Origin of the sequence: Alloactinosynnema sp. L-07 (genome assembly GCF_900070365.1) — a bacterium.
In the GTDB taxonomy this organism is placed as follows: Bacteria; Actinomycetota; Actinomycetes; order Mycobacteriales; family Pseudonocardiaceae; genus Actinokineospora.
Genome location: NZ_LN850107.1, coordinates 4,336,030 through 4,361,621, shown reverse-complemented (window position 1 = coordinate 4,361,621; position 25,592 = coordinate 4,336,030). Strand labels below are relative to the sequence as shown.

Sequence of the window (25,592 nt, the reverse complement as noted above, 5' to 3'; positions counted from 1 at the left end):
ATTCGTCATGGCTCTCCGATCGTGTCGTTGCGGTGGCGTGTTACCGCATCCCACTGTCATCGACCGAGGACGCCTCGATACACGGCGTCGGCATGAGGCTGTTCAAGCTGGCCCACCAGCGGTACAGCCGCCTGGGTAGCGCGCGAAGCGTTCGAAGCGTGCGCCTCGTCAACTGTTCTGGCGGCGTCACCGGGGCGCGGAGGAGCGGGGCGGCAGCGAGTTCAAGACTGTGCAACGCAGCTCCCAGGCTCGCCACGTACTCAAGTCCTTCGAGCACGCCGTCGAAGTCTTTCGACTTATCCCAGATTGGTCCCATCGCTTTGCTGGCGAACCCCAGGTCAAGTCGGTGCACATCTCTGATAGCCGCGAGGATCGGCGGGTCGCCGACAAGAAGGCTGGCCTGGGCGAGTGTCCGTGTTAGCTCGCCGTTCACGCGCTTCAATTCTTTGCCCGAGTCGGTTTCGACAAACTCGGCGTAGTCCGCTAGCGAGAACTTCGTAAACCCCGGTATCAGCACCTGAAAAGTGCTCACCTTGGAGCGCCCGGCGAGAAGAAGCTCCGAGACAACCTTTCGTAGCTCACCGCGCCGAACCTCGGCACGGGCACGCTCAGCCTCCCGTGCCACATGGCGCTGTGTCAGCCACACGCCGCCGAGCGCTGCGACCAAGGTAAAGGCGCCAGTCACGATCACGTCCGCGTTCACGGACGAACCGTATTCCCACGGCAGTGGTGGTCATGGACCGCGTCGTTGGTGACCAGCTTCGCCAGCGCCGACGCCAGCCCCAACACCACGACCGGCACGATCGCCACCGACATCACCACCGGCCACGGCGCGCGCGTGTACCCGGCCGCCGACATGAGGTGGTAGGCGACCTGTGCGCCCAGCACCGATCACCAGGCTGGCGATCGCCGACCACCTGGCGAACGCCAGCGTGCGGGCACTGCGCCAGGTGCCGCCCAGCCACACCCGCAGCGCGTACGCCGCGTACGCCTCCACCGACAACGGCAGCACCACCGCACGTTGATCCGCAGCCCATCCAAGATGCCCGGCAGCGGCCGGATCACGCCGAAACCAGCCATCTCACCCAGGCCCACCCAACCTGACCAGACCGCGACCGCCGCCGCCAGGCCGATCACCAGCAGCGGCCATGGGCGCGGCTGCCCCACCCTGGGTGGCGCGGGCACATCGGGTGCTGGTGTGGCACTGGCGACAGCCAGTTCGCCAGCGTCACCAGGGGTGGTGGGATGTGGTCGCCAGGCTCGCCAGCGCTGGTGGGCGGTGTAGCAGTTCCGCCAACGCACGACGCACCTGGTGATCCGTCGCGCCGGTCAGCCGGACCAGCGCCGGGCGGCCAGGACGCGCCTCCCCCGACTCCGCCGCCTCCGCCAACGCCGTCCGCACCTTGTCCAGCACGACCGCGCCGTTCGCTGCCGCGCTCATCGGGCGGGTCTGATCTCGATGGTCACCGTGTAGGTGATGGAGTGGTCCGCGCCTCGCGCACCACTCCATCACCCGGTCACGCCCGATGCTGGCCTGGTTGCGGACCATGCAGTCCTCGATGCGCGCCATGGTGGCGTCGCTGATGCGGTACCAGCGGTACGCGACCGTGCCGTCCGGGTGCGGGATCGGGTCCGTCGGCGGCCACTCGCCATAGGCGCCGGTCCATGTCTGCTGGGCGGCTGCGGCGGGCGGGGCCGACGCCGCAGGTTCGTTGGCAACCAGCACGATCACGACGGCGACAGCTGCAATAGCTAGCGCCGCACCTAATATTTGGCAGCAGCGAGAACGGCCGGGGCGGCTCCTCGTCGTAGAGGTGGCGGAATGCGCGGCGGCCAGCGGCGACTCCTGCCCGGTCGGCGATGGCGGTGAAGGTGAACGTCGCGGCCATCACGCACGCCAGGCCGATGACACCCGCGCGGCCGTGGAGCATCCACGCGCCGATCAGTGCGAGCGGGACGTGGGTCACGAACGCCACGATCATCCAGCGGGGCGGGCGGTCGGGGTTGTCATAGTCGTTGTCGGGCAGGTCGTGGCGGTCCACAGCGTCCTCCGTATGGGGTCGGAGGCGTAGAAGGTCAGCTAGATCGCTTTCCTTTCTGTCGCCTGGACACTGGCCGACCTCGCCGCGGCGCCGCTGCCCACCGCCGAGCACGTTGCCGCCGCGTTCGACCTGCAGGACGTCAGGAAGTCGGAGTAGGCGGATGGTGGCATGGCTCCGTGACCAAGGAGCCGCCGACCCGCAGCGAGCGAATCGGGTGGGGGTGTCGGGGCAAGGGGCACCCATGACCTTCTCCGCAAGCTCCGAAGCCCCCGGGACCCACCCCGTGCCCCGACACCCCCACCCGATGGGCCAGCCGCAGATCGACAGCACCTCGATCCCGCACCCACCTCGGGTGAGGGTGGCGGCAAGGAGCTGTCGTCGTTAGGAGACGTCATGGCTGGCGAAACGCCCATCACGATCATCGGTAACCTGACCGCCGACCCGGAACTGCGATACACCCCATCCGGCGCGGCCGTCACCGGCTTCACCGTGGCCTCGACCCCGCGCACCTTCGACAAGCAGTCGGGGGAGTGGCGTGACGGCGCGACCTTGTTTCTGCGCTGCAACATCTGGCAGCAGCCCGCCGAACACGTCGCCGAGAGCTTGACCAAGGGCACCCGCGTCATCGTCAGCGGAAAGCTCAAGCAGCGCTCGTTCGAGACCAACGCGGGCGAGAAGCGCACCCTCGTCGAACTCGACGTCGACGAGGTCGGACCATCGCTGCGCTACGCCACCGCGAAGGTGATGAAGGCCGCCCGCACCACCGCGGCCGAGCCGCCCGCCGACGACGCGTGGAGCGGCCCCGCTGAGGGATCCGGCGGCGACAACCCCCCGTTCTGATCCCGAGTTCCACCCACTCAGACATCGACACGACTGGCCGGACGACACCCGTCCGGCCGGTCGTGCATGCCGCGAAACCCAAAGGAACAGCCATGAACGACATGTCCACCGACCACCTCGACACGATTCGCGCGGCGCGCGCGTACCTGCTGGGCGTAGCCGAACCACCCGCGCCCGCGCTCAACGCCTTCATCGACACCCACGGACCCGTCGTCGCCGCGCAGCGGATCGCCGCGCGCGACGCCCCCACACCTGTCCTCGACATCACAAGCGCCCGCCACAGCGTCAACGGCGACGACGACATCGCCGCCATGGCCGGGATCGGCGCACGCCTGGTCATCCCCGAAGACGCCGAGTGGCCAGACGCACAACTACGTCCGCTCACCACCTGCGCCCCCAGCCTCCGATGCCCCGGAACGCCGATCGCACTCTGGGTGCGCGGGCCCGCCAACCTCGCCGAGGTGCTTCAGCGCGCCGTGACAATCACCGGCGCCCGCGCCGCCACCGGCTACGGCGAATACGTCGCCTCGGACTTCGCCTACAGCCTCGCCGAACACGGTCACACCATCGTGTCCGGAGCGTCCTTCGGCATCGACGGCGCAGCGCACCGCGGCGCCCTCAACGCCGAGGGCACCACGATCGCGGTCGTCGCGTGCGGAATCGACGTGCCGTACCCGGCAGGACACCAACGACTGCTGGGCAACATCGCCGAGCGGGGCGCGGTGGTCAGCGAGTACCCGCCGCGTTCTCACCCCACCCGACACCGTTTCCTGGTCCGCAGCCGCCTGCTCGCCGCGTCGGGCGCGGCGACCGTCATCGTTGAGGCCGGGATACGCAGCGGATCCAAACTGATCGCGGCCACAGCGGCCCAACTCGGCAAGCCCGCACTCGCTGTTCCCGGCCCGATCACGTCAGTCGTTTCTGTCGGTTGCCACAGCCTGATGCGCGAGGGCATGGCCACCCCTGTCACCACGGTCGAGGAGATCCTGGCGGCGATCACGCCGGACGGGCAGGGTGCGCCGCGATGACTCAGTCCAACCACAGGCCAGACAACGAAGGGCTCCTGCACAACACAAGGACCGTGTCGGTCGACGACGACGACGCCTACTGGCGTTGGCTGGTTCCGCAGAGCGTGAGCGCAGGACTGCACGTCTTCGCCTCATGCGTGTGCGGCTGGTTCGCGCCGGCGGCCAGCCGCGCACAAGCACGAGCCACGGCCAAAGCACATCGCGACCGACCGCCGACGCTCCCGGTGTTCCGCATCGGCACCGCGAGCCTCACCGGCCTGCATCGGTGGAACACCGACGCCGTGGCGACGGCGGTGGACGACACCACCGGTCGCGCCGCCTTCGCCCTGGCCGACGGCCTCGGCGACAATCGCGACATCGCAATGACCGCGCGGATCGCCGCACGGGCAGCGGCCGACGCGGCCGTCGGCGGCCCCGCCGTCGCCGGGCTGCACGGCGCCAAGGTCGCGTTGAGCGATATCGCCCCCTGGGAACCGATCGGCGACGTCGTGATGGTCGTCGCCGTCGCGATGGCCGACATCGACGGCGGGGGCTGGGACATTGCCTGGTTCGGCGACAGCCGCGCCTATCTCCGTGACGGTGGCCTGCGCCAGTTGACCACCGACCACACCCTCGGCCAGATCGTCCGCGACGCCAACGGCCCGGCCGACGTGGCCGCGCGCCACGACGAGACCGTGTGCACCACTGTCGTCGGATCCGGGTTGAGTGTGGCCGGTATGACTCGCACGTGGGGCGAACACCCTCGCTTGCTTCTGATCAGCGACGGTCTCCACAGAGCACTTCCCGCCGCCGCCATCAGTACTGCCGCGGACCGCTACCAGCACCCAAGCGAACTGGCCGCCCGGATCACCGACTTCGCTCAACTCAACGGGGGCACCGACAATGCAACCGCGGTGGTCGTCGACCGCATCGTCTGATGAGTGGAGGGCGTGCCCGGCCGGGCACGCCCTCCACCCGGGTCGGCACAGAAGTCCGAAGACTTACCGCCAAAGCGGCTCCGCCAAGAACCATGCCGACACCGTAGCGGCGCGGGGCATTCGGGCTCACTACACCCAATTCCCACACCACAACACGAAGTCTATCGGCGCCCGACCCGTCCGTGCCCGGCACGCGAGGCGCCCGGGTCCGCGGCTCGAGTAGGGCGACTCACCAGTACCCCCTCGCTTCGGAGCGTCTTATGGCGGGGCGGCCGCGTCAAGGGCGCCTACGGCGTCGCTGCGCGATCTCGCTGCGCTCGACCCGTGACCCGACCGCCCCGCCATAAGGCGATAAATGCGCGAGGGGGCGGCCGAAAGAATGTTTATCGACACCATTTCCGAGCCCCCGGGTTTGCTCGGTCATCTTACTCCCGTAAGAGCGAAAGGCCAGTTCAAATGAGGTTTAAGGGTGAGACAAAGGTTGAGTCAAAACCCTGCACTGGCCGCACTTCTCCGCTATAATTGACATGTCGACCGGGAACGCCAAGACCCGGAAAGCATTCGAACTCACCTCAAGGAGAAATAGGATGTCGAATCCTATTGATATCGCGGAATTGATCTCACAGATACGCGTGCTGGTGCGCGAAGGTGACATGAGGAAGGCGAAGCGGCACGCGTCGGCGATCATGCACGACTCTGGCCCCCACCACTGGGCCACCGTCCTCACCTGCGCGAACATCCTCGAAACACGCGGCCCGCGCGCAGTCTTCACACTCCGCCGATTCTGGCAAGCCAGCGACCCAGCCGCGCGCGCGATCATCGCGGCGTGCGCGCCACAACAAGGCGACCCCGAACGCCGTTCACCCGCACCCGCCATACCCGAGCCACGATGGACCGCGCGCACCCGCTACCAGGCACCCCGCGACATCCGCACCGAGATCCGCCCCGACGCGCGACGCCGCCGAGACCCAGACGCGGCACGCCGCCAGGGACGCGCCCACGCCGTCACCGATACCTACATCCGGGAGCGCGGCGGAGTCGACGACCAACCCGATCCGACCGAACGCCCGATCGCTTACGCCTTGGACTACGACCGCGCAGCGCTGCCCGCGCTCCGTGGTCTGCCCTGCCTGCACTGCTTCGTAGAGCTCTCCGAGATCGCAGACCACGAACGCCGCGACGGACTCTGCTTCGAATGCCACGACCGAGGCCGCCCCGGCATCACCACCCCGACAACCAATGCCGCCGAACTGTTGATCGCACGTTGCGCCTACATAGCCGAGCACTACCACCGGACCGCCGCCCTCACGCTCCTCCGCCGCGAGTGGAACCAAGTTCGCGACCGCCACGCCCGCACCACCATCACCGAATGGGTGACCGCCAACGCCGCCGCCATCGCAGCGCCCGCGCGTTCCGCCCAGCACGAACTACCGCCGCCCTGTGACTGCGGAAGCATCCGCCAGGTCCGCGACGGACTCTGTGTGGACTGCCGCCAGCTCGACAGCAGCCCCGTCCAGGTAGCCGCCTAACGCCAACAGCACAGCGCCGGCCGGACATCACCAGTCCGGCCGGCACTCACTATTCGCGAAGCTCGGGTCTCCCGGCATCGAGCCGGAAGACCCGAACGAGGGGGCACGCGCCCCCTCGTCCTCCCCTGCCGCCCTGCGGGCGCGGAAACCGCCTTCGCCGCCTGGGGGCGACGAAGACGGCTGCTGCATCGACCTCCGGCGCCTCCGGCGCCCGCCAGTGGGTACTCACATCCAGTGGATCGCGCGCGGATCGTCCCGAGGGTTCGGAATCAAGGCTCAGCGAGTGTGTCCGCAGGCTCCGCTACCACCTCCGTCGCGCCGGCCTTCACCGGCAGCCTCTGCCATTGCGACACCTCGCGCGGTGTCGCGCCTATCGCCGTCGCCAACTCCCGGCGCGCCACCGCGACACTGCCCGACAACTCCCCGAACACGGTCAACGCCGCGGCCACCGCGGTGGTCAGAACGTCGTTCGCCTCCGACCGTGCAGTGACCAACCTGGACTCCAACCGGCCGCGCGCGGCCGCCGCCTCACCATCCAACCGATCTCGGGTCGCCGACAGCTCCGCCTCCAAGCGCTCCCGCGCCGCAGAGGCATCCTGCGCCGCCCGCTTCAGTGCCCCGTGATGCGACTCCCGCAGCTTGCGCCGCGAGTCCTCGGCCGCCGTCAGCACCCGTTCCCGGTTCGCCGCGGCACCCGCGACGGCCACCGCGGCGTCCGCGCGGCGACGAATCATCGCGGTCTGCTCATCGCGGATCCGCCGCCGAATCTCCCGTGCTCCCTCATGTTTCATGACGTCCCCCGAAACGTGAGCCGCGCTCGCGCGCAAAACACGCCAGCGCAAGTTCAACATCATCAACGATGCGATACCCAGTTGACCGAATTCATCCCCCCTGCTGGTCAGGCTACCAGGCATCCCGACAGCTAGCGTCGGCGAAAGGTGTCGACGCTCGTCAGTGGAAATGAAAGATCAAAAATCGAGCGCTAAGGTATCGCTGCGCGATACGGGTATTCTCATCCGTAGAGACCAGCTTTCCGCAGCCTTCGTCCGCAGCGGAACGACACACCTTGGGGGAGGTGTGCCATGGCCTGGGTGACCACCATCGGCAGCGATCCGGCACAGATCGACTACCGCCTCGGCCTGCACCACGGCTGCCACGGCAACGGCATCAACGACCGCAGCTTCGGCTACCGCACTGACCTGCGCGAACGCCCCCTGCGCTGGATCGGTGCCGGACTCGTCGACGTCGACATCGTCGAAGGCAGCGAACTCACTCCCGACCAGTTCCCACTCGCCCGCGCCCTGATCAACGGCCACCACCCACACACCGGTCGGGAACTGGTCAAACACAAGGTCGGAGTCCCTGTCGAAGCCAAGGTCCCGCTCGCCATGCTCGTCCGCGAGATCGAAGGCATCGCCAACGAAGCCGCCACCACCGTCGCCGACGTCCTGCACCTCTCGCCCAGCGCCAAGCAGATGTTCGACCGCGCCCAACGCGCCGTCGCTCGACACGGCGAAACCGCACTGCTCCGCGCCGACCACGCCACCCAACTCGCCCAAGCCGCCGGACTGCAACCAGAACAGGTCTGGCACCCAGCCACCTACCGCACCGCGATGGCCGCTCTCACCAAGATCGAACAACATATCGCCGACGACGGAACCGTCATCGACAAGGTCGTCCCCAACCGCATCGTCGTCGGCAACCTCGGCTACGACGCCACCCTCACCCTGCCCAAGTCCTACTCACTCGCCCTGGCGTTCCTCGACGAAACCCACGCCGCCACGTTCGAAAACCTCTACCTCGCCAGCTGCGACACCGTGTTCCGCTGGTTGGAGACCACCACCGCCTACGGTATGCGCGGACACCACGGCAGCGGCCACGCCGCCACCACCGTCCCCGGCACCGGATTCCTCGGCTGGTCCATGATCCACCGCGCGGCCCGCCCCATCGGCCACGCCACGATCGGCGACCCCCACTGGCACATCCACTACACCATCGCCAACCTCACCCATGGCACCGACGGCCGGTGGTCCACCGTCGCCGCGGGCGGCCGCGACCTCATGCGCCACATGCCCGCCGCCGACAAACTCGTCCAAGCCGCCATCCGCCACGCCCTCACCGAACAACACGGCGTCACCTTCCGCCGCTCCGAACGCACCGGCCGTTGGGAGATCGCCGCAATCCCAGACGCCGTGATCAAGCAGTTCTCCAAGTTCGGCAACAGCCTCGAACAACAACTCAACGCTCTCGGTTTCGACCGCGCCGACGCACCCCGAACACTCCAACAACTCGTCGAACAGAAACTCCGCAACGACAAACCCGAACTCACCGCGGCCGACGACGACACCCTCCGCGACATCTGGCAACGCGAAGCCCGCGACCACGGACACCACCCGCACACCCTCGCCGCCGCCATCCTCAACTACGACGAACCAAGCCCGGCCGAACCGGACCTCACCGAACTCGTCGCGCTGCTCCAAGACCCCGAAACCGGACTCACCGCACGCACCCGCCGATTCAGCCGCATCGACGCCATCGCCGCGATCGCCGACGCACTACCCAGCGGCGCCACCCCAGAACGCGTCGAACACCTCACCGACCTCGTCCTCTGCCAGACCGGATTCGTCGAGCTCGTCGACCGCGCCAACACCCCTGGACACGGCGGCCGCCACGTCCAGCGCGGATCAGCCCACATGCGCAACGCCCAGCTCTACACCACCCAAGACGTCATCGACGCAGAGAACACCATCGTCGCCGCCACAACCGCCGCCCACCCCGACCAGACCGACACCCGCGTCGACCCCGACGCCATCGATCTCGCCGCCGACACCGTCGAAGCCGCCCAAGGCTTCACCCTCTCCTACGAACAACGACGCGAACTCAACCGCATCGCCACCTCCGGCACCGCGTTCGACGCCCTCATCGGCGTACCCGGATCCGGCAAAACCACCCTCATGCGCGCACTCCGCGTCACCTACGAAACCCGCGGCCTCATCGTCGCCGGAGCCGCCACCCAAGGCGTCGCCGCCCTCAACCTCCACGCCGAATCTGGCATCACCAGCCGCACCGTCGCCCAATGGATCTGGCGCATCAACCACGGACCCGGCCTACACGGCATCGACATCCTCGTCCTCGACGAAGCCACCCTCACCGACGACCGCGACCGCGCCACCCTCTACCAAGCCGCCACTGACGCAGGCACCAAAATCATCGAAATCGGCGACCCCAAACAACTCCGCGGCGTCGGATGCGGCTCCATGTTCGCCACCCTCCACCGCCTCCTCGACGGCGGCGAACTCCTCGACAACCGCCGCCAACGCCACGAACAAGAACGCGCCGCCATCCACGCCTGGCGCACCGGCAACTACACCGACGCCCTACTCAACTGGGCCGAACGCGACCGCCTCATCGCCACCGAAACCACCGAACAAGCCACCGCCGCCATGCTCGACACCTGGAACGACCAACGCCAAGGCGCCCCCGACCCCCTCACCGAAATGCGCGGCCTTCTTATGCTCGCCGCCACCAACGACCAAGTCCACCAACTCAACAACCTCGCCCAAGCCACCCGCCGCGCCGCGGGCGAACTCGGCCCATCCACCACCTACGACACCGCCGGAGCCCGCGCGCTCACACTCCACGAAGGCGACTACATCCTCGTCCGCCACACCGACCGCGCCGAACAACGCCACCACGGCGACGACGTCTACAACGGCTACCGCGCCCACATCACCGCCATCAGCCCCGACAACTCCATCACCATCGAATGGGAAGTCGCCCGGCCCGACGGCCACATCATCGAAACCGCCACCCTGCCAAGCGACTTCATCACCAGCGGGGGAGTGGAACTCGGCTACGCCCTCACGATCCACAAAAGCCAAGGCCTCACCATCGGCAACCGCGGCGCCACCTGGACCGGACCCGACCACCAACACCGCGGCGGCACCGTCCTCCTCGCCGCCGCAGGCGCCGACAACCCCGGCATCTTCGTCGCAGCCTCCCGCCACACCCACGACCTCTGGCTCTTTCTCGCCCGCGAGCAAGTCGAATCCCCACAAGACCTCTACCTCAACGGCCCACCCCACAACGCCTACGACCGCCTCCGCCGCGTCATCACCAAACTCGCCGTCCACGCCCACATCACCGCCGACAACACCAACGACCGACCGGCCCTCGTCGACCTTGGCCGCCTCGCCGACCCCATGGCCCCGATCGTCACCGGGGCCGAACGCGAAGCCGAACTACGACGCGAACACGACGAAGACGCGCGCACCGAACGACAAGTTCGTCGCGAACAAGACGCACGGGACCGTGAACTCCGCACCGAGACAGACCGCCAGCAGCGGGCCGACGCACAGGCCCTACTCCACCGGACCTGGCCCTCACACCACGACTTCGTCGACCAAATGGCCGCGGAACCAGCCTTCGGCGCCGTCGCACGGCGCCTGCACGACATTGCCGAGGCAGGATTCGACATCGACGATGTGCTGGACGAAGTCCCCCTGGACACCATCGCCTCGCCGCGCATCCACGACAAAGCCGCCTTCACCGCCACCATGATCGACCTCGCCGTCGACCGAATCCGCAGCGGCCAAGCCGCCCACGACGCACGCCACGCACTCATACGCGATCAAGTCACCGACCTCATCCGAGACACCTGGACCAACCACCCCCAGCTCGCCGAATCCGTCATCAATGGAGTCGCGTTCGACGCCCTGGTCCGAGTGCTCGACCACTACGCCCACCACAACCTCGACCCGCGCGACCTCATGGCCGCCATCTCCACCGACAAACTCAACGACCCCACAGTGCGCGACACCTCCCGCTACACCGTCTACGCACTACGCCGAATCGCAGACAAGCGCTTGGACGACGTCGACCAAACCCACGCCCGAGCGGCGGCACAGGCTCGCGATCTCGCAGCCCGAGACACCGCGGCGCGGCTGCTCGACCAGGCTTGGAACGGACACCGAGCCGTCGAGACTGTCACCACAGGGCCAGCCTTCGGATCCCTCGCCCACCACATCACCCGCGCCATCGATCACGGCGCCAGCGAACAAGACATCCAGGCATCGCTCGCCGATATCGCCCCTGAAACCGCCACCGGGCGCCACATCCTGAACCCGTCAGCGTTCGTCTCATCCCTCTTCCGGGACAACCATCCAGGCCTCATCGAAACCCAACCTGACCGCAAAGAACTCTCAGCACGAATCGTCCACATCGAACAGCAACGCGAGATGCTGCGAACCAAGATCACGGCACTCGCGGCAGAGACCGAGGCACTGCACGACAGCGTCGCCGCAGGGCAAGGCCCGGCCGTTGCCCGTCTGGCCAACACCATGGAGAGGCACCACCAACATCGCCGCGAAGCGGAACTATTCGCCCAACTCGAGCGACAGTGGAACCACGAGGTCGACCTCGCCGCAACCCATGCACGAGCACGCGCTGCGGCCGAAGTCGAGCGCGACAACAGCCGGAAACCACGCATCCGAGCGGCAAACGAATCCCTCTCGGCCGAACATCTCGCCGAGGAGCAGGCGGCCCAAGCACGCGCCAGCGAACTTGCCCGACAAGCCCGTCACCTGGGCACACCTGAACGACACCAGACACTCGTCGCCCAGGCCAACGCAGCCGACGGACGCTATCGACAGGCGCTAGCGGCCGCGGTCAACGCGGATCACCGTCTACTTGCAGACCACCTGGAGCGACTCAGAACTCTCCAGAGTGCGTATCAGAAACACGCCGAGACCCGGGAGACGTTGCACGACCAGCGCCACGTCGGTGTCACAAGCGGCGGTGACAGTGAGCCAACGCCGGTCGCACGACCTCGCCTGCCGCGTCCCAGCGTCGTACAGCAACTATCTCCCGTTGAACCGGCCCCGATGTCGCCCGACCCCACCGAGCTTGAACCTTAACAATGAGCCGACGGGTGTCCCTCAGCCTTGTGGACTATCTACGTCGCCTTGGTCAACGTCGCGACTTCCCTCCGGGGATCGTCGATCGACGTCGTTGCGCGAGCCGTCGACGAGTCTGAACAGGCATTCAAGGGTGGTGGAGTCGAGCCAGTCGATGTCCTTCTGGAGCCGCCATCGCCCTTCTTATCGGTTAGCGTAAGAACTCTGGAGGACGTCGTCGCTGACACTTCATTAGATCAAGCAAGGATGGGGGCAACCGACCGTTCGCCGCGGGCTTGTGGAGTGCGCCGGATGCGTTCGCCCAGGTTGTGTCAGCCAGTTGATCTAGTGACCTGAGTCGGCAGGCCGTCGGATGAAACCCAGGTCTGCTCCGACCACAGGGAGGTGCAAGGCGAAGTGATTCAAAACTGCGCGGTTGTGCCGTAAACTTGCTGGTCAGCAAGTGTCCTCCCCGCGCTCGCGGGGCTGTTTCCCCGAACAGACAGCCGTCGTCGCGGTGGTCGCGGTCCTCCCCGCGCTCGCGGGGCTGTTTCCACCACGGCCAGCAGCACCAACAGCACGACCTCGTCCTCCCCGCGCTCGCGGGGCTGTTTCCGGCCGAACCCGCAACGGGCACATCGTGTGGCTGTCCTCCCCGCGCTCGCGGGGCTGTTTCCCCGAACAGACAGCCGTCGTCGCGGTGGTCGCGGTCCTCCCCGCGCTCGCGGGGCTGTTTCCACCACGGCCAGCAGCACCAACAGCACGACCTCGTCCTCCCCGCGCTCGCGGGGCTGTTTCCGCCACGTGGACGGTCCCCGCCGACGCGTGCAGGTCCTCCCCGCGCTCGCGGGGCTGTTTCCATCTTGACGATGTTCTCCCAGAGGATGGTGCTGTCCTCCCCGCGCTCGCGGGGCTGTTTCCGGCACCGGCAGCGTGCCCGTCGGCCGCCGCGAGTCCTCCCCGCGCTCGCGGGGCTGTTTCACTTGAAGATCGCGCCTTGGTCGTCGGCGACGGGTCCTCCCCGCGCTCGCGGGGCTGTTTCCGCCCGCCATCGTCGGGAACACGTCCTCGGAGTGGTCCTCCCCGCGCTCGCGGGGCTGTTTCCCCCCCGGATCAGTGGCCAGATCCACGCCGCGAGTCCTCCCCGCGCTCGCGGGGCTGTTTCGGCGATGTACAGCCGGTCCCGCGACTGCGGCACGTCCTCCCCGCGCTCGCGGGGCTGTTTCCATGAGTTCGACTAGGCGTCCCCGTCCGTCCCCGTCCTCCCCGCGCTCGCGGGGCTGTTTCCACCGGCGGTGTGCCCAAGTCCCGCCTGCCACAGTCCTCCCCGCGCTCGCGGGGCTGTTTCCAAAGTCGCGGCCCGGCACGCGGGTGATCTCGCGGTCCTCCCCGCGCTCGCGGGGCTGTTCCACCCCGACGTCAACCCCGATGGTGAGACGGACCGTCCTCCCCGCGCTCGCGGGGCTGTTCCCAGGTGGAGCTGCCGCGGCGGGGCGACGCTGCCGTCCTCCCCGCGCTCGCGGGGCTGTTCCCACAACACCGCCGCGCAGGACGCTGAGGACCACGTCCTCCCCGCGCTCGCGGGGCTGTTCCCGTTTGAACGGGTTGTTCCTGTTGGCTGAGGGTGTCCTCCCCGCGCTCGCGGGGCTGTTCCCGAGTCGCGCGGAACCACGGTGTACGTGCGAACGTCCTCCCCGCGCTCGCGGGGCTGTTCCGTCGGGGGTGGCGCCTCGAACCGTGCGCGCCACGTCCTCCCCGCGCTCGCGGGGCTGTTCCCAGCCTGTGGCACTGGCTGATCGACACCGGCCAGTCCTCCCCGCGCTCGCGGGGCTGTTCCCAGCGGCGTCACGCCCTCGAAGTCGCTGCGGCCGTCCTCCCCGCGCTCGCGGGGCTGTCCCCCCACGAACACCGCCGCCAGCGCGGCGACGTGTCCTCCCCGCGCTCCCGGGACTGTTCCCACGATCTCGTGGTCGTACCCGTAGCTGTCCAGGTCCTTCCCGCGCTCGTGGGGCTGTTCCCACCATCTTGTCTGGACAGTTCACTCGTTCCAGGGACTGTCCAGACTGGACGCAGTGCATAGGGTTCCGGCCATGCGTGTGGTGGTCAAAGTGATCGATCCCAAGCCGGGCCGCCCTCGCGTGAGCACTGGTCAACACGGCTGGCAAACCAGTCACGGAGGTCTACGAGTTCTTGCGCTTGCTGGCGGGAATACTCCCGGCACACGATCCGCGCCTATGCCCATGATCTGCAGAAGCTCTTCCTGTTCTTTGAGGAACTCGGACTGTCCGCGGCGGAGTTCACGACAGCGCGGGCGATGGAGTTCCTGCACTGGCTACGGTTGGTGTCCTCGTCGCGGCGAGCGCAACGCCTGGAACTGGGGATCGCCACCAGCGAGGGACGAGTGCCCTCGGCGAAGACCTGCAATGGGTCATGGCTGCGGAATCGTCGTTCTACGAGTTCCTCATCGCATCGTCAGCCTTCTGAACGACCTCGGCGAGCCCCCACAACGAACCACATGCATAGCGCCCTGGGGCGCGTCGGGGTAAAACCCGTACTCCTAGGCTGTGGCTCATGGCGATACGGCACAAAACCTGGCGGAACGTGGATGGCGAGCGCATCGAGGGCACCTGGCGGCACGCCTTCATCCGCAATGCGGGGACGTATTTCCTCACTGACCTGTTGATCTACGCCGACGGGATGATCGACTGTTGGGGGCTGGTGACCCTCGACGAGTTCGCCACGAAGCTCAGTTCGGGATGGGTGGCCACCGAGTTGACCGACGGCGCCCAAGCATCGGCCCATCACCTCGCGTCGTGGAAATTCGCCGAGCCGTACACGTGGCTGACCCCCGAGATGCTGTTGGGCGAGATCCGCGACGACATCGACCAACTCAACGACCGGCCGGACTCCACGGACCGTTGTCTGGAGACTCTTGACGTCTTCCGTGGCCAACCGACCGAGGACAACCGGGCGGTGCTCCGCAAAGCCTACGAAGCTATCCCCGAACACTTGCGGATCTACGCTCTCGGCGACCAGGACAGCAAGGACTGGCCGCTGCGGGTGCTGGTGGCCGGGCCAGGCAACCACGTCGACCAGTACGGCGAGGACGAAGTGGTCACCGACGAAACGCATGCCGCAGCTTTGGACTACTTCATCGACCGGGAGCAGCAGCGCCAGCGTTATGAGAACAAGGCGCCCGCGGACGGCCCGACGGAGCCGATCGAGACCAGCATCCTTATCAATCAAACATTCTTTCCGCGCGGCTGGCCGCAGGATCCAGGCATCTTGGTGCTGCGCAACGAGTTCCCCGCGCCAATTCTCGTCGGCGAACAATCCTACCCGACCGTCACCCACGCCTACTGGGCGTTGGCGGTTGCCGACGACCACCAACGTGCCGAGATCCTTGTCGCCGACACCCCTCACGCTGCACAGAAGATCGCGGAGAACTCCACCCTGCACGTCAGCTGGCCGCAGGCGCGGACCGCGGCCATGGCACACCTGCTGCGTATCAAGTTCAGCCAGCACCCCGACCTCGCCGAAGCGCTGACGGCGACGGGAACAACACGGCTGATCTACACCGAGGCGAGCTCGACGTTCTGGGGCCAGTGCGGGGTAGAGGGCCGGAACTGGATGGGGCGGCTGTTGGAGCTGATCCGCTCTGAGCAGGCTGTCAGCGGCCTGGACGTTCATCTGTGAACGGGAGCGATGGACCGACGCGGATCGCCTCAGTCGGGTGACACGCGACCGTGTGAATCGCATCTGTCGATCATGAAATTGTCCAGAGAAGCCACGTACATCCGATCGCGGGACTGCGGGGCGTCCTCCCCGCGCTCGCGGGGCTGTTCCCGGACATGCGGTCACACCCGGCCGCGGTGGGACCTGTTCGTCTGGGTTTGTCCGGATCGGCGATGTCGAGCACGTGGGTCTCGCGCTCGGTCGTCATCGCAAGGGTTCTGCCGTCCGGGCTGAACGCGATCGCGATAGTTCGGGTGTTCCGCTCGTTGGGTGAAGATCGCGCGCCGAAGCATTGGCCTCGGTGCCTCGGAGGGTGGCCTGCCCGTGTCGGCTGATCAGCGCCACCGCGCTCCCCGACGGGTGCAGCGTGACAACGGAGGGCGTTTCCCAGTCGCCGCTCAATGTGCTGCGGTAGCTGCCGGTCAAGGCGCTATGAGCCAGACTCGCCGAGCTTCGGCCATCCGGCCGAAGCCACGCCACAGCGATGCCTAGCCGAAGTGCAAGGTCTGGGTCAGTGGCGCGTAAGCCTTCCGCAGTGGTCACGCTTGCTCGCAAGACCGCGCGTCTCAGCGCTTCGCTGGCTGACAGCCAGCTGCGTCCGACGAGGCCACCGGCGACGAGGATCAAGACCAGCAGTGCCACCCATGCTGTCTCGAGGCCGTCAACCAGTCCCGGCAGTGGTTGACTACGCCGAAGCCGCACAGCTGTCCGAGGCTGACCCATCCCGACCACACGGAGACACCCACAGCAATTCCGATCAGGATAAGCGGCGAGGGTGTCCTGTGCGTCCTCGCCGCGCCAGCGCATTCAGCTGGCGGTTCCGCCACGTTGTCGAGGTCGCCCGAGACTCCGTTGAGGTCGTCGCCAGATTGGCGATCCAGATCTGAGTCCTTCTCTACCTCGTCCAGGTTGGTAGAGATCGGGGACCGTTCTGCGATCGGCCTCACGCAGGTGCTGGAGTGCGAGACGGATGAAATGCCCGGTGGTGTTGAGGGTGGTTGCGAGTGTTGGTCTTCCGGGCACCCGTTTGCCCCGCACGATCGCGTCGTTGGTGAGTTGGCGGATCCGCTCCGCCAGTTCGGTGATACTCGACGCCAGGCTGGTGGGCGGCCCGCCGATTTGGTGCGCGTGAGTCATGCCGCCATCACCACCGTGGTGAGCGGCTCTGATGCGCCTGGTTCGTAGACCGCCATCTCGATGTCGTCGATGTTCAGGTCAAGGCGTCCCAACCGCCTGACTGCCGATCGCATCAGCTTGGTGAGCGCGGCCACGTCGGTGGGATCGACCTGGACCGTGAGCCTCTTGATCGGTCGGCCCAGTTCGAGCAACTCAAGTTGGACAACCGGGGGCTTCGCCACCGTCGAGGTTGGCGTGTCCACGGGGGAGCGGCTGAACCGCTCAGCCTTCGGTTCGATCAGTCGGACGGCGTGGACTTGGTCGGTTGCCTCTGCTTCCGCGTCCAGTTGCGGTCTCTCGACCGGAAGGACGACCGCTCGCTTGCCACGGGACACCTCGATCACGCCGCAGCGGCTGAGGAACGCGATCGCTCGGTGAACTGTTCCCACCGCGACCGAGTGCTGGGCTGCGAGCTGGGTGATCGGCGGCAGCATCTCCCCGGCGAGGATCTTGCCCGCCAGGATCGATGTGTTCAGATCGTCGGCGATGCGTTCCCACGGGCTCAGCTGCTGTGACGTCGGCCTGACGTCGAGCGGCACGGTCGGCCGGTTGGGCATTCTGGTCATCAGCGTTCGAGACGCGCGCTGATCAGCCTCTTGGACCCACGCCGAGTACACCTTCAGCGTGGTGGTTCCGCCGCCTCCGTGGCCCAGGCGCCCCGCGACGGTGCGGATGTCGACGCCCGCGGTGATCAGTTCGGTGGCGGAGTAGTGCCGCAGGTTCTTCAGGCAGCTGTCGATGCCCAGGGTCTTCATCCAGCGGGCGTATCGCTGACTCATCGACGGTGGCGTGTACGCCGTCTGGCCGTCAGGGTCGGGGGAGAAGACGAACGCGGACTGCGGCAGGGCGACACCGGCCAGCTCCGCGTTGCGCTCGCATACCTCCCGCAAGGCCGACAGCACGACCACAGTCTCCGGGTCGAGGCAGATGTGTCGCCGCTGGTGTGTCTTGGTGTCCTTCTCCCAGGTCCGGCCGGCGTCGTGGCCATGAGCACGGCGAACGACGAGGGTCCATTCGCAGCCGGTCTTGGCGCATTCATGCTTGCCGAGAACCGTGTGGTAGATCTTGATGTTCCGCCACCGTAGTGCGACCAGTTCGCCGCGGCGTGCACCTGTCGTCATCGCCAGCCAGACGAAGGCGCCGAAACCCTTGTTCCACGCGTGCATCACGATACGTGCCGCTTCGTCAGCTGTCGGTGGTTGCGGGTCTGGTTCTGGTGCCGCCGGCTTTTTCACCGCCTTGAGCGGATTCGCCGGTATCCATCCCCACCGGACAGCGGATTCGCAGGCCGCACTCATCAAGTAGTGGATCTTGCGGATGGTCCAGGTCCTCAGTCCCCTGCACACGTGCTTCGTGCATCGATTCGTGCATTCGTGTGGGTCGGTGGTGTAGTGCTTGATCGGTGTTCGCGGATCGCAATGGTCGCGGCAGCGGCGCAAATCGGCGTAGAAGTCCTCGAACGGCTTCGTTCGTAGCTCGGTGTAGGAGAGCTTGCCGACCGACCGTTCGATGTGTTTCTGTGCGTACGCTTTTAGGGACGCTTTGTTCTTTGGTTCGGTCTCCGAGTTCTTCAGATGCTCGGAAATGAGATGATTGAGCGACGCGTTGGTCCTCGGCTGTCGATTCTCCAATACCTGTTGGGTCAGCCGCCACTTCGCTTCCTCCGCCATGGTCGAGGCATTCGGGCCGGCCGGGATGACCTCGCTCAGATACAGCTTCGCGCCCGTGAGTACGTCGACGCCGCTGTACACGCGAACCTGCAACGATCCGCTCGGTAGTTCACGAACGCTCCCCCGTGGGCGCACGCGCCCGGGAGGGTTCCCCCTTGATCCCCCCATGGGCGCACGGTACGCCGGTTCCGCCTCGTTCGGCCGGGCCGAGCGCCCCTCCCCGGAACGAACCATGGAACGAACCATGGAACGGGCCTCCTCTCCATGATCGGCTGGAGAGACGGTCGACCGCGTGACCCGAAGATCAAAACAGCGGCCTACCTGCGGAAGTTGTCCGCTGGTAGACCGCTGAGTCGGAGTGTGCCCCCGGCAGGATTCGAACCTGCGCTCCCGCCTCCGGAGGGCGGTGCTCTATCCCCTGAGCTACGGGGGCCCATCGCTTGCGCGACTCCGGAAGCCTAGCGCATGGGGGAGATGGGGTGCCTATTGGGTTAGGTGTCGAAGTCGTTCAGGCGACACAGGTGTACGTCGGGGTGGAGCCCGGTCCGGCCGTGCGGCGAGCTTGACTGGTCGGACGCGGTGGACCAGCTTGCCTGTCGCGGCGTCCGTCGCTTCCTCGACACACAGCAGATCCGTGTCGCCCAGGATGGGGAGGCCGTCTATGAGGTCGGCGCAGGCCAGTAGAGGTGGCTCAGGGGTGGGTTCCACTGGGGGCTCGACAACCTCAACGGGCGGCTCGACAACCGGAGGGACCGGTTCGATGACCGGCGGCTTCGGGTCCGGCACCGGGATCGGCTCCGGCAGGGGAATCGGGTCGACGTCCGGTGGCGGGGGCGGCGGCAGATCGGGCCCGGGGGCGGTCGGCGGCTGGGGAGTCGCACCCTCCGAGTACTGGTGCATCCACGTCATCACCGTCGACACGTACTCGCGGGAGTGGTTGTAGCGGAAGATCGCCGCGTCGAGGTCGGATGGGTTGGCGAGGTTCAGGCCGCCTGAGCACAGGTAGCGGCCGGCGGCGGTGGCGGCGTCGTAGATGTTGTGGGGGCTGGAGGTTCCGTCGCCGTTGCCGTCGGTTCGGTAGGCGGTCCAGGTGGTCGGGATGAACTGCATCGGGCCGACGGCGCGGTCCCAGACGGTGTCGCCGTCGAGGGTGCCGTTGTCGCTGTCGGGGATGGCGGCGAAGGGGCCGCCGGTGAGGGCCGGGCCCATGATGCGGGGGGACGTGTCGCCGTTGGCCAAGGCCTGGCCGCCGCGGGCGTGGCCGGACTCGATGCGGCCGATGCCCGCGAGGTGGTACCAGCGCAGTCCGCAGGCGGGCTGGGCGCGGGCGAGGGTGGCCTCGGCGGCGCGGTAGGCGTCGAGGAGGTTGGCGGGGATGCCGCGGCCGACGAAAGCTATCGGGGTGACCACCATGGCGGGGGCGTGGGACTCGGTGACTGCCACTTCCGGGTGTGGTCGCGGCGCGCGGGTGCGTTCCAGGGTGCGGTCGGCCGCGGTCACCGAGGACACTGGCGGCATCGGTTCCGGGGCGGCGGCGGGGGCGTTGGGTGGCATCGATGCTTGAGCGGTCGCGGCGGCCAGGCTCAGGGCGACGAGCGCCAGGGCCGTGGTGGGACGGAGTCCAGAGCGCACCGAGCCTCATTCCGATCGGGATCTTGTGCCCCACCCCTATCAGTTCTATTCGCGCTGGTCAGGCCGCTTCCCTCGATCGGGTGGTGAACACACCTCGGACGGGTGGTGTGTGCACTCATGCGCATGTGACAATATGAGCGCGTCGACGAGAGGGGTGGCGATGGGCCACGGACACGGGCACGGACTGCCCGCGAGCACGGGTGGGCGCTTGACGGGCAGGCTGTGGGCCGCCTTCGGGATCGCGGCGGCGATCATGGTGGTCGAGTTCGTCGTCGGGTTCGCCACGTCGTCGCTTGCCCTGGTGTCCGACGCGGCGCACATGTTGACCGACGTGGTCGGGGTCGGCCTGGCGCTGGCCGCGATCATGGCCGCGCGTCGGGCGAACTCGAAGTCCAATCGGACGTTCGGGCTCTACCGCGCCGAGGTCCTGGCGGCATTGGCCAACGCGGTGCTGTTGTTCGGCGTCGCGGGTTATGTCGTGTTCGAGGCGGTGCAGCGGTTCGAGGACCCGCCCGCGGTTCCCGGTCTGCCGGTCCTGCTGGCCGCGTCAGCCGGTCTGGTGGCCAACATCGTGTCGTTCCTGCTGCTGCGTGACGGCGCCAAGGAGAGCCTCAACGTGCGTGGGGCGTACCTGGAGGTGCTGGCCGACCTGATCGGCTCCGTCGGCGTGCTGCTGAGCGCCGCGGTGACGCTGCTGTTCGGCTGGCGCTTGGCTGACCCGATCGTCGGCGTCGCCATCGGTCTATGGGTACTGCCGCGCACGTGGAGCCTGGCCCGCCGCGCGCTGCACATCCTGTTCCAGCACGCGCCCGAGCGGGTCGACGTCGACGACCTGACCGCCCGGCTGACCGCGGTCGACGGCGTCGCGGAGGTCCATGACCTGCACGTCTGGACGCTGACCTCGGGCATGGAGGTCGCCTCGGCGCACCTGACCCTGGACAAGGAAGGCGATCAGGCCGCGGTCCTCGCTTCCGCCCAGAAGCTCTTGGCCGACGATTACGGCCTGGAACACGCCACTCTCCAGATCGAGCAGCCCGACGCGAAGTGCCACGAGCTGTCCTGGTGATCTACAGAGGTTTGGCGCCCCGCTCGGTGAGCATGTCCGTGAACAGCGTGATCTCCGCCGTCTGGCCCTTGACGACCTTGTCGGACAGGTTGCGCACCTGCGGCGTCGCCGCGTGCTTGTTGGCGTAGGCCGACATCTCCAGGCCGCCCTGGTGGTGGCGCAGCATGAGTTGCAGGAAGTACACGTCCAGCTCGCGGCCGGTCAGGGTGCGCAGCTTGGCGATCTCCTGGCTGGTGGCCATCCCGGGCATCGCGCGCACGCCCGCTGACTCCGCTGTCGACGTGTGGCCGTGGGACGCCCCGGCCATCCAGGACATATAGGTGCCTTCCGGGTTCTGCTCCGGCTGGTCCCACACGTCCAGCCAGCCGCTCATCGCGCCGACCTGGCCGAGCTGGGTCTGCTCGATGTCGAACGCGAGTTGCTTCACCGTCAAATCGTCGGTGTGGTCGCGCGCCCAGTTGGCCATGGTGACCGCCTGCAGGTGGTGGACCTGCATGTCCTGGGCGAACCCGACATCGACCGACTCGGCTGACGGCGGGCTGGCCTGGCGGACCACCGACAGGGTGATCAGCATGCCGATCGCCGCTCCGACCAGCAGAACGGCGAGCGCCGCGGCCGAGAGCACCAAGATCCTGCGCTTGGTGCCCTCGTCGCGGCGCTCGTTGTCTGGAGCTTCCACTGTCACAGCGGTCACTGTGAGGGCGCGGGGGCCTGCGTGGTGGGCGCCGCGCCGGAAGCCGGGGGCACCGCCGGGGGCACCGCCGGGGTGCTGGCGGCCGGGGCCTTGCCGTCCATCGGGACCGCGTCGGCGCCGGGGGGCTCGGCGGCGAACGGCGGCGGCGCGGCCGGGTCGAACTGGCCGGGGCCGAGCGGGCCACAGGCCGCGTTTGGCTCGGGGTTCTGGTAGCGGTTGCGCTTGAGCGACTTGATGAACTGGTCGATGCGCTCGTCGTCGGCGCTGTCCAGCTTGAGCTGGTGGCCCCACGACTGCATCGAGATGTTCTTGTCCAGACCCGGGTACGGCGAGAGCATCATGAACGGCTGGCCCTCGACCTTGGCCTTGAGCTTGTCCAGCTCGCCGCCCTGCACCTTGTCGGGGTTGTAGGCGATCCACACCGAGCCGTGCTCCAGCGCGTGGACCATGTTCTCGCTGCGGACGGCCGTCGGGTAGACGATGCCCTCGCAGTCGGCCCAGGCCTCGTCGTGCGGGCCGCCGAACGGCGGGCTCTGGTCGTAGGCGACGCGCTGGGCGCCCTTGACGTGCTGACCGGCCGTGTAGTCCTTCTTCATCACGCCCGCGATGTTCGTGGACGGGTCCTTGTTCTCCTCGGACACCGTGAACTTCTTCGCGCCCGAGATCTGCACATAGGCATAGCCGAACACGCCGCCCGCGAGCAGCACGACGGCCACGATCGCCGCGATCGTGCCCCAGGGCACGCCCTTCTTGGCGACGACGGACGAGCGTGCTGCCTTGACGCTCCCCTTGCCGCTCTTGTTCTTAGTGCCGCTGGCCATGCCGTCCTCGGACTTCTCATCGACGGGGAGGCCCGGAACAGGCCTCGTCACAGGGTGGTAGTGCGAGGCCAGTCTAAGGAACCGGTGTTCGGTCCCCGTCAGCCCCCGGCTGTCGTGGTCGGCGCCCCGGTGACGGGCGCGGCGTCGGGTCCGGCCGGGGTCGGGTCGAACGGCGGCGGCGCGGCCGGATCGAACAGCTGGACGTCGACCGGATCGCAGCTCGCGCCGGGTTCGGGGGCCAGATACTTGTTCGCCCTGGTCGCGGCGATGAACTGGTCGATGCGCTCGTCGTCGACCGCGTCTACCTGCAGCTGGCGGCCCCACGACTGCACCGAGACCGGCTTCTTCTGGCCGGGGAACGGCGACATCACCAGATAGGGCTTTCCGTCCACCCGTTCGGCCAGCGCCTCGACGTCATCGCCACGCACCGTGGCCGGGTCGTAGGTCACCCAGACCGCGCCGTGCTCCAGGGAGTGAACGAGGTGCTCGGTGCGCACCGCCGAGTCGTAGACCTCGCCGTTGCACGGCGCCCAGATCTGGTCGTGCGCGCCGCCGAGCGGGGGCAGGTGGTCGTAGGCGACCCGCTTCGGGGCCGCCACGTGCTGGCCCGCGGCGTACTCCTTGGCGACCACGCCGTCGATCTTCTTCGTCGGGTCGCGGTCGGCCTCGCTGGGGGCGAATCCGCGCCCGGGCTTCGACGTCGGGGCCGCCTTGGTGGGCTTCGCGGCGGCGTCGGGTGCGGCGACCGGCTTGCCTGTCTCGGTGGTGCCGCACGCGGTGAGTAACAGACAGGCGGCGGCGAGCGCCAAGCGGCGCGCTGGCGCGATCATGGGCCGAAGTGTAACCGGGTAATAACCGCGTCGACCCACTACCTAGACTTGCCGAGTGACTCCCGACGCACTCGCTGACCTGGTCCGCACCGCCGCCATGACGATCTTGGACGCGCGCGGCCTCGACACCGCCGTCGTCCCCGCCGCGGTGACCATCGAGCGACCGCGCAACCCGGAGCACGGCGACTACGCCACCAACCTCGCCCTGCAGGTCGCCAAGCGGGTCGGGCTCGCCCCGCGTGAGCTGGCCGACGCGCTCGCCGCGGCACTCGGCGAGTCCGATGGCATCGCCTCTGCCGAGGTCGCGGGCCCGGGGTTCATCAACCTGCGGCTGGCCGCCGACGCCCAGGGCGAGATCGTGCGCGGCGTGCTCCGCGCGGGCGCCGACTACGGCACCGGCGAGCAGCTCGCGGGCAAGAAGATCAACCTGGAGTTCGTCTCGGCCAACCCGACCGGCCCGATCCACCTCGGCGGCACCCGCTGGGCCGCGGTCGGCGACGCGCTGGGCCGGATCCTCGGCGCCCAAGGTGGCCAGATCACCCGGGAGTACTACTTCAACGACGCGGGCGCGCAGATCGACCGGTTCGTCCGGTCGCTCATCGCCGCCGCCCAGGGCGAACCCGCCCCCGAGGACGGCTACGCGGGTGCCTACATCAACGACATCGCCGCCGACGTGCTCAAGCAGGCGCCCGACGCGCTGGGCCTGCCAGAGGCCGAGCGGGCCGAGACGGTCCGCAAGATCGGGGTCGGGCTGATGTTCGCGCAGATCAAGCAGAGCCTGCACGAGTTCGGCGTCGACTTCGACGTTTACTTCCACGAGGACTCGCTGCACAAGTCCGGCGCGGTGGAGAAGGCCGTCGAGGAGCTCAAGTCCTCCGGCGGGCTGTACCAGGAGGACGGCGCGTGGTGGCTGCGCTCGACCGAGTACGGCGACGACAAGGACCGGGTGGTCATCAAGAGCGACGGGCAGCCCGCCTACATCGCCGGTGACATCGCCTACTTCGAGGACAAGCGGGCCCGCGGCTTCGACCTGTGCATCTACATGCTCGGCGCCGACCACCACGGCTACATCGGCCGCCTCAAGGCCGCCGCCGCCGCGACCGGGGATGACCCGAACACCGTCGAGGTCCTCATCGGACAGATGGTGAACCTCGTCAGCGACGGCAAGCCGGTGCGGATGAGCAAGCGCGCGGGCACCGTGATCACCATGGAGGACCTGGTGGACGCGGTCGGTGTGGACGCCGCCCGCTACGCCATGATCCGCTCGTCCGCGGACTCCACTTTGGACATCGATCTGGACCTGTGGAGCAAGAAGTCCAGTGACAACCCGGTGTACTACGTCCAGTACGCCCACGCGCGGCTGTGCTCGCTGCTGCGCAACGCCGCCGACCTCGGGCTCACCCCGCCCGGCCCGGACGACGCCGACCTCGGTCTGCTCGTCCACCCGCGCGAAGGCGACCTCATCCGCACCATCGGTGAGTTCCCGCGCATCCTGGCCACCGCCGCGGAGCTGCGCGAACCCCACCGGGTCGCCCGCTACCTGGAGGAGCTGGCCGGGACGTACCACCGATTCAACGAGAGCTGCCGGGTCCTGCCCAGGGGCGACGAGGAGGCCGGGCCTCTGACCACCGCGCGCCTGGCGCTGTGCGCGGCCGCGCGCCAGGTCTTCGCCAACGGGCTCGGCGTCCTCGGCATCGAAGCACCGGAACGGATGTAAG

At 67.9% G+C, this 25,592-nt stretch carries 18 protein-coding genes, 1 tRNA gene and 1 CRISPR repeat array; of the genes, 10 read left to right on the top strand and 9 right to left on the bottom strand.

Features of this window, described 5'->3' with window-relative positions; translation table 11 throughout:
* Positions 1-40 precede the first annotated feature (40 nt).
* Positions 41-703, bottom strand: coding sequence for a hypothetical protein (locus tag BN1701_RS19600; RefSeq protein WP_157368083.1), 663 nt, complete (start codon positions 701-703; stop codon positions 41-43).
* A gap of 172 nt (positions 704-875) precedes the next feature.
* On the opposite strand from BN1701_RS19600, the gene BN1701_RS35705 reads away from it, so the two are divergent.
* Positions 876-1,025, top strand: a complete 150-nt coding sequence (locus tag BN1701_RS35705) for a hypothetical protein (RefSeq protein ID WP_157368082.1) — start codon at positions 876-878, stop codon at positions 1,023-1,025.
* A 203-nt stretch (positions 1,026-1,228) separates the two neighbouring features.
* Here the strand turns inward: BN1701_RS35705 and BN1701_RS19595 are convergent, their stop codons facing one another.
* Complete coding sequence (locus BN1701_RS19595; protein ID WP_054050944.1) at positions 1,229-1,732, bottom strand: hypothetical protein; 504 nt, start codon at positions 1,730-1,732, stop codon at positions 1,229-1,231.
* A 703-nt stretch (positions 1,733-2,435) separates the two neighbouring features.
* Between BN1701_RS19595 and BN1701_RS19590 the strand changes: the two genes are divergently transcribed.
* The 4 genes from BN1701_RS19590 (at position 2,436) to BN1701_RS19575 (ending at position 6,356) form a co-directional block, all read left to right on the top strand.
* Complete coding sequence (locus tag BN1701_RS19590) at positions 2,436-2,882, top strand: single-stranded DNA-binding protein (RefSeq protein WP_054050942.1); 447 nt, start codon at positions 2,436-2,438, stop codon at positions 2,880-2,882.
* A gap of 92 nt (positions 2,883-2,974) precedes the next feature.
* The gene (locus tag BN1701_RS19585) at positions 2,975-3,910 is read left to right on the top strand and encodes a DNA-processing protein DprA (RefSeq protein ID WP_054050940.1); all 936 of its coding nucleotides are present in this window, start codon (positions 2,975-2,977) and stop codon (positions 3,908-3,910) included.
* Positions 3,907-4,827 (top strand): PP2C family serine/threonine-protein phosphatase, encoded by a 921-nt coding sequence (locus BN1701_RS19580; protein ID WP_054050938.1) that lies wholly within the window; start codon positions 3,907-3,909, stop codon positions 4,825-4,827. Before BN1701_RS19585 ends, BN1701_RS19580 begins: the two co-directional genes overlap by 4 nt.
* 653 nt (positions 4,828-5,480) lie before the next feature.
* On the top strand, positions 5,481-6,356 hold the full coding sequence (locus tag BN1701_RS19575) for a hypothetical protein (protein WP_157368081.1): 876 nt from the start codon (positions 5,481-5,483) through the stop codon (positions 6,354-6,356).
* A gap of 269 nt (positions 6,357-6,625) precedes the next feature.
* Here BN1701_RS19575 and BN1701_RS19570 read toward each other — a convergent pair whose 3' ends face one another.
* The gene (locus BN1701_RS19570; RefSeq protein ID WP_157368080.1) at positions 6,626-7,270 is read right to left on the bottom strand and encodes a hypothetical protein; all 645 of its coding nucleotides are present in this window, start codon (positions 7,268-7,270) and stop codon (positions 6,626-6,628) included.
* A 168-nt stretch (positions 7,271-7,438) separates the two neighbouring features.
* Between BN1701_RS19570 and mobF the strand changes: the two genes are divergently transcribed.
* The 3 genes from mobF to BN1701_RS19560 all read left to right on the top strand — a co-directional run bounded on the left by mobF (position 7,439) and on the right by BN1701_RS19560 (position 15,946).
* Positions 7,439-12,271: a MobF family relaxase gene (gene mobF, locus BN1701_RS19565; protein ID WP_054050931.1), complete on the top strand. Its 4,833-nt coding sequence runs from the start codon at positions 7,439-7,441 to the stop codon at positions 12,269-12,271.
* Positions 12,272-12,715: 444 nt separating this feature from the next.
* A CRISPR array of direct repeats spans positions 12,716-14,266; the repeat unit is 26 nt; unit sequence GTCCTCCCCGCGCTCGCGGGGCTGTT.
* A gap of 142 nt (positions 14,267-14,408) precedes the next feature.
* Complete coding sequence (locus BN1701_RS38245) at positions 14,409-14,933, top strand: site-specific integrase (RefSeq protein WP_157368458.1); 525 nt, start codon at positions 14,409-14,411, stop codon at positions 14,931-14,933.
* Between the two features lie 35 nt (positions 14,934-14,968).
* Positions 14,969-15,946: an NADAR family protein gene (locus BN1701_RS19560; protein WP_197672115.1), complete on the top strand. Its 978-nt coding sequence runs from the start codon at positions 14,969-14,971 to the stop codon at positions 15,944-15,946.
* Between the two features lie 1,172 nt (positions 15,947-17,118).
* Here BN1701_RS19560 and BN1701_RS19555 read toward each other — a convergent pair.
* The 3 genes from BN1701_RS19555 to BN1701_RS19545 all read right to left on the bottom strand — a co-directional run bounded on the left by BN1701_RS19555 (position 17,119) and on the right by BN1701_RS19545 (position 20,463).
* Positions 17,119-18,912: a tyrosine-type recombinase/integrase gene (locus tag BN1701_RS19555; protein ID WP_054050926.1), complete on the bottom strand. Its 1,794-nt coding sequence runs from the start codon at positions 18,910-18,912 to the stop codon at positions 17,119-17,121.
* A gap of 280 nt (positions 18,913-19,192) precedes the next feature.
* Positions 19,193-19,264, bottom strand: a tRNA-Arg gene (locus BN1701_RS19550).
* A 50-nt stretch (positions 19,265-19,314) separates the two neighbouring features.
* On the bottom strand, positions 19,315-20,463 hold the full coding sequence (locus tag BN1701_RS19545) for a lytic transglycosylase domain-containing protein (RefSeq protein WP_054050924.1): 1,149 nt from the start codon (positions 20,461-20,463) through the stop codon (positions 19,315-19,317).
* Between the two features lie 160 nt (positions 20,464-20,623).
* Here BN1701_RS19545 and BN1701_RS19540 point away from each other — a divergent pair, with 160 nt between their 5' ends.
* Entirely contained in the window at positions 20,624-21,529 is a 906-nt protein-coding gene (locus BN1701_RS19540; RefSeq protein WP_054055977.1) for a cation diffusion facilitator family transporter, read from the top strand.
* Position 21,530: 1 nt separating this feature from the next.
* On the opposite strand, the gene BN1701_RS19535 is transcribed toward BN1701_RS19540, so the two are convergent.
* The 3 genes from BN1701_RS19535 to BN1701_RS19525 form a co-directional block, all read right to left on the bottom strand.
* Positions 21,531-22,214, bottom strand: a complete 684-nt coding sequence (locus BN1701_RS19535; protein ID WP_231949649.1) for a DUF305 domain-containing protein — start codon at positions 22,212-22,214, stop codon at positions 21,531-21,533.
* A gap of 5 nt (positions 22,215-22,219) precedes the next feature.
* The gene (locus tag BN1701_RS19530; RefSeq protein WP_054050918.1) at positions 22,220-23,044 is read right to left on the bottom strand and encodes a DUF3105 domain-containing protein; all 825 of its coding nucleotides are present in this window, start codon (positions 23,042-23,044) and stop codon (positions 22,220-22,222) included.
* 98 nt (positions 23,045-23,142) lie between these two features.
* The gene (locus tag BN1701_RS19525) at positions 23,143-23,874 is read right to left on the bottom strand and encodes a DUF3105 domain-containing protein (protein ID WP_054050917.1); all 732 of its coding nucleotides are present in this window, start codon (positions 23,872-23,874) and stop codon (positions 23,143-23,145) included.
* 55 nt (positions 23,875-23,929) lie between these two features.
* Between BN1701_RS19525 and argS the strand changes: the two genes are divergently transcribed.
* Complete coding sequence (argS, locus tag BN1701_RS19520; RefSeq protein WP_054050915.1) at positions 23,930-25,591, top strand: arginine--tRNA ligase; 1,662 nt, start codon at positions 23,930-23,932, stop codon at positions 25,589-25,591.
* Position 25,592: the final 1 nt, after the last annotated feature.

Bases quoted from the DNA above. Each gene is read 5' to 3' on its own strand.
- BN1701_RS19590 (WP_054050942.1), top strand. From the start codon at position 2,436: ATGGCTGGCGAAACGCCCATCACGATCATCGGTAACCTGACCGCCGAC.
- BN1701_RS19585 (WP_054050940.1), top strand. From the start codon at position 2,975: ATGAACGACATGTCCACCGACCACCTCGACACGATTCGCGCGGCGCGC.
- BN1701_RS19580 (WP_054050938.1), top strand. From the start codon at position 3,907: ATGACTCAGTCCAACCACAGGCCAGACAACGAAGGGCTCCTGCACAAC.
- BN1701_RS19575 (WP_157368081.1), top strand. From the start codon at position 5,481: ATGAGGAAGGCGAAGCGGCACGCGTCGGCGATCATGCACGACTCTGGC.
- BN1701_RS19570 (WP_157368080.1), bottom strand. From the start codon at position 7,270: ATGCCTGGTAGCCTGACCAGCAGGGGGGATGAATTCGGTCAACTGGGT.
- mobF (WP_054050931.1), top strand. From the start codon at position 7,439: ATGGCCTGGGTGACCACCATCGGCAGCGATCCGGCACAGATCGACTAC.
- BN1701_RS19540 (WP_054055977.1), top strand. From the start codon at position 20,624: ATGGGCCACGGACACGGGCACGGACTGCCCGCGAGCACGGGTGGGCGC.
- BN1701_RS19530 (WP_054050918.1), bottom strand. From the start codon at position 23,044: ATGGCCAGCGGCACTAAGAACAAGAGCGGCAAGGGGAGCGTCAAGGCA.
- BN1701_RS19525 (WP_054050917.1), bottom strand. From the start codon at position 23,874: ATGATCGCGCCAGCGCGCCGCTTGGCGCTCGCCGCCGCCTGTCTGTTA.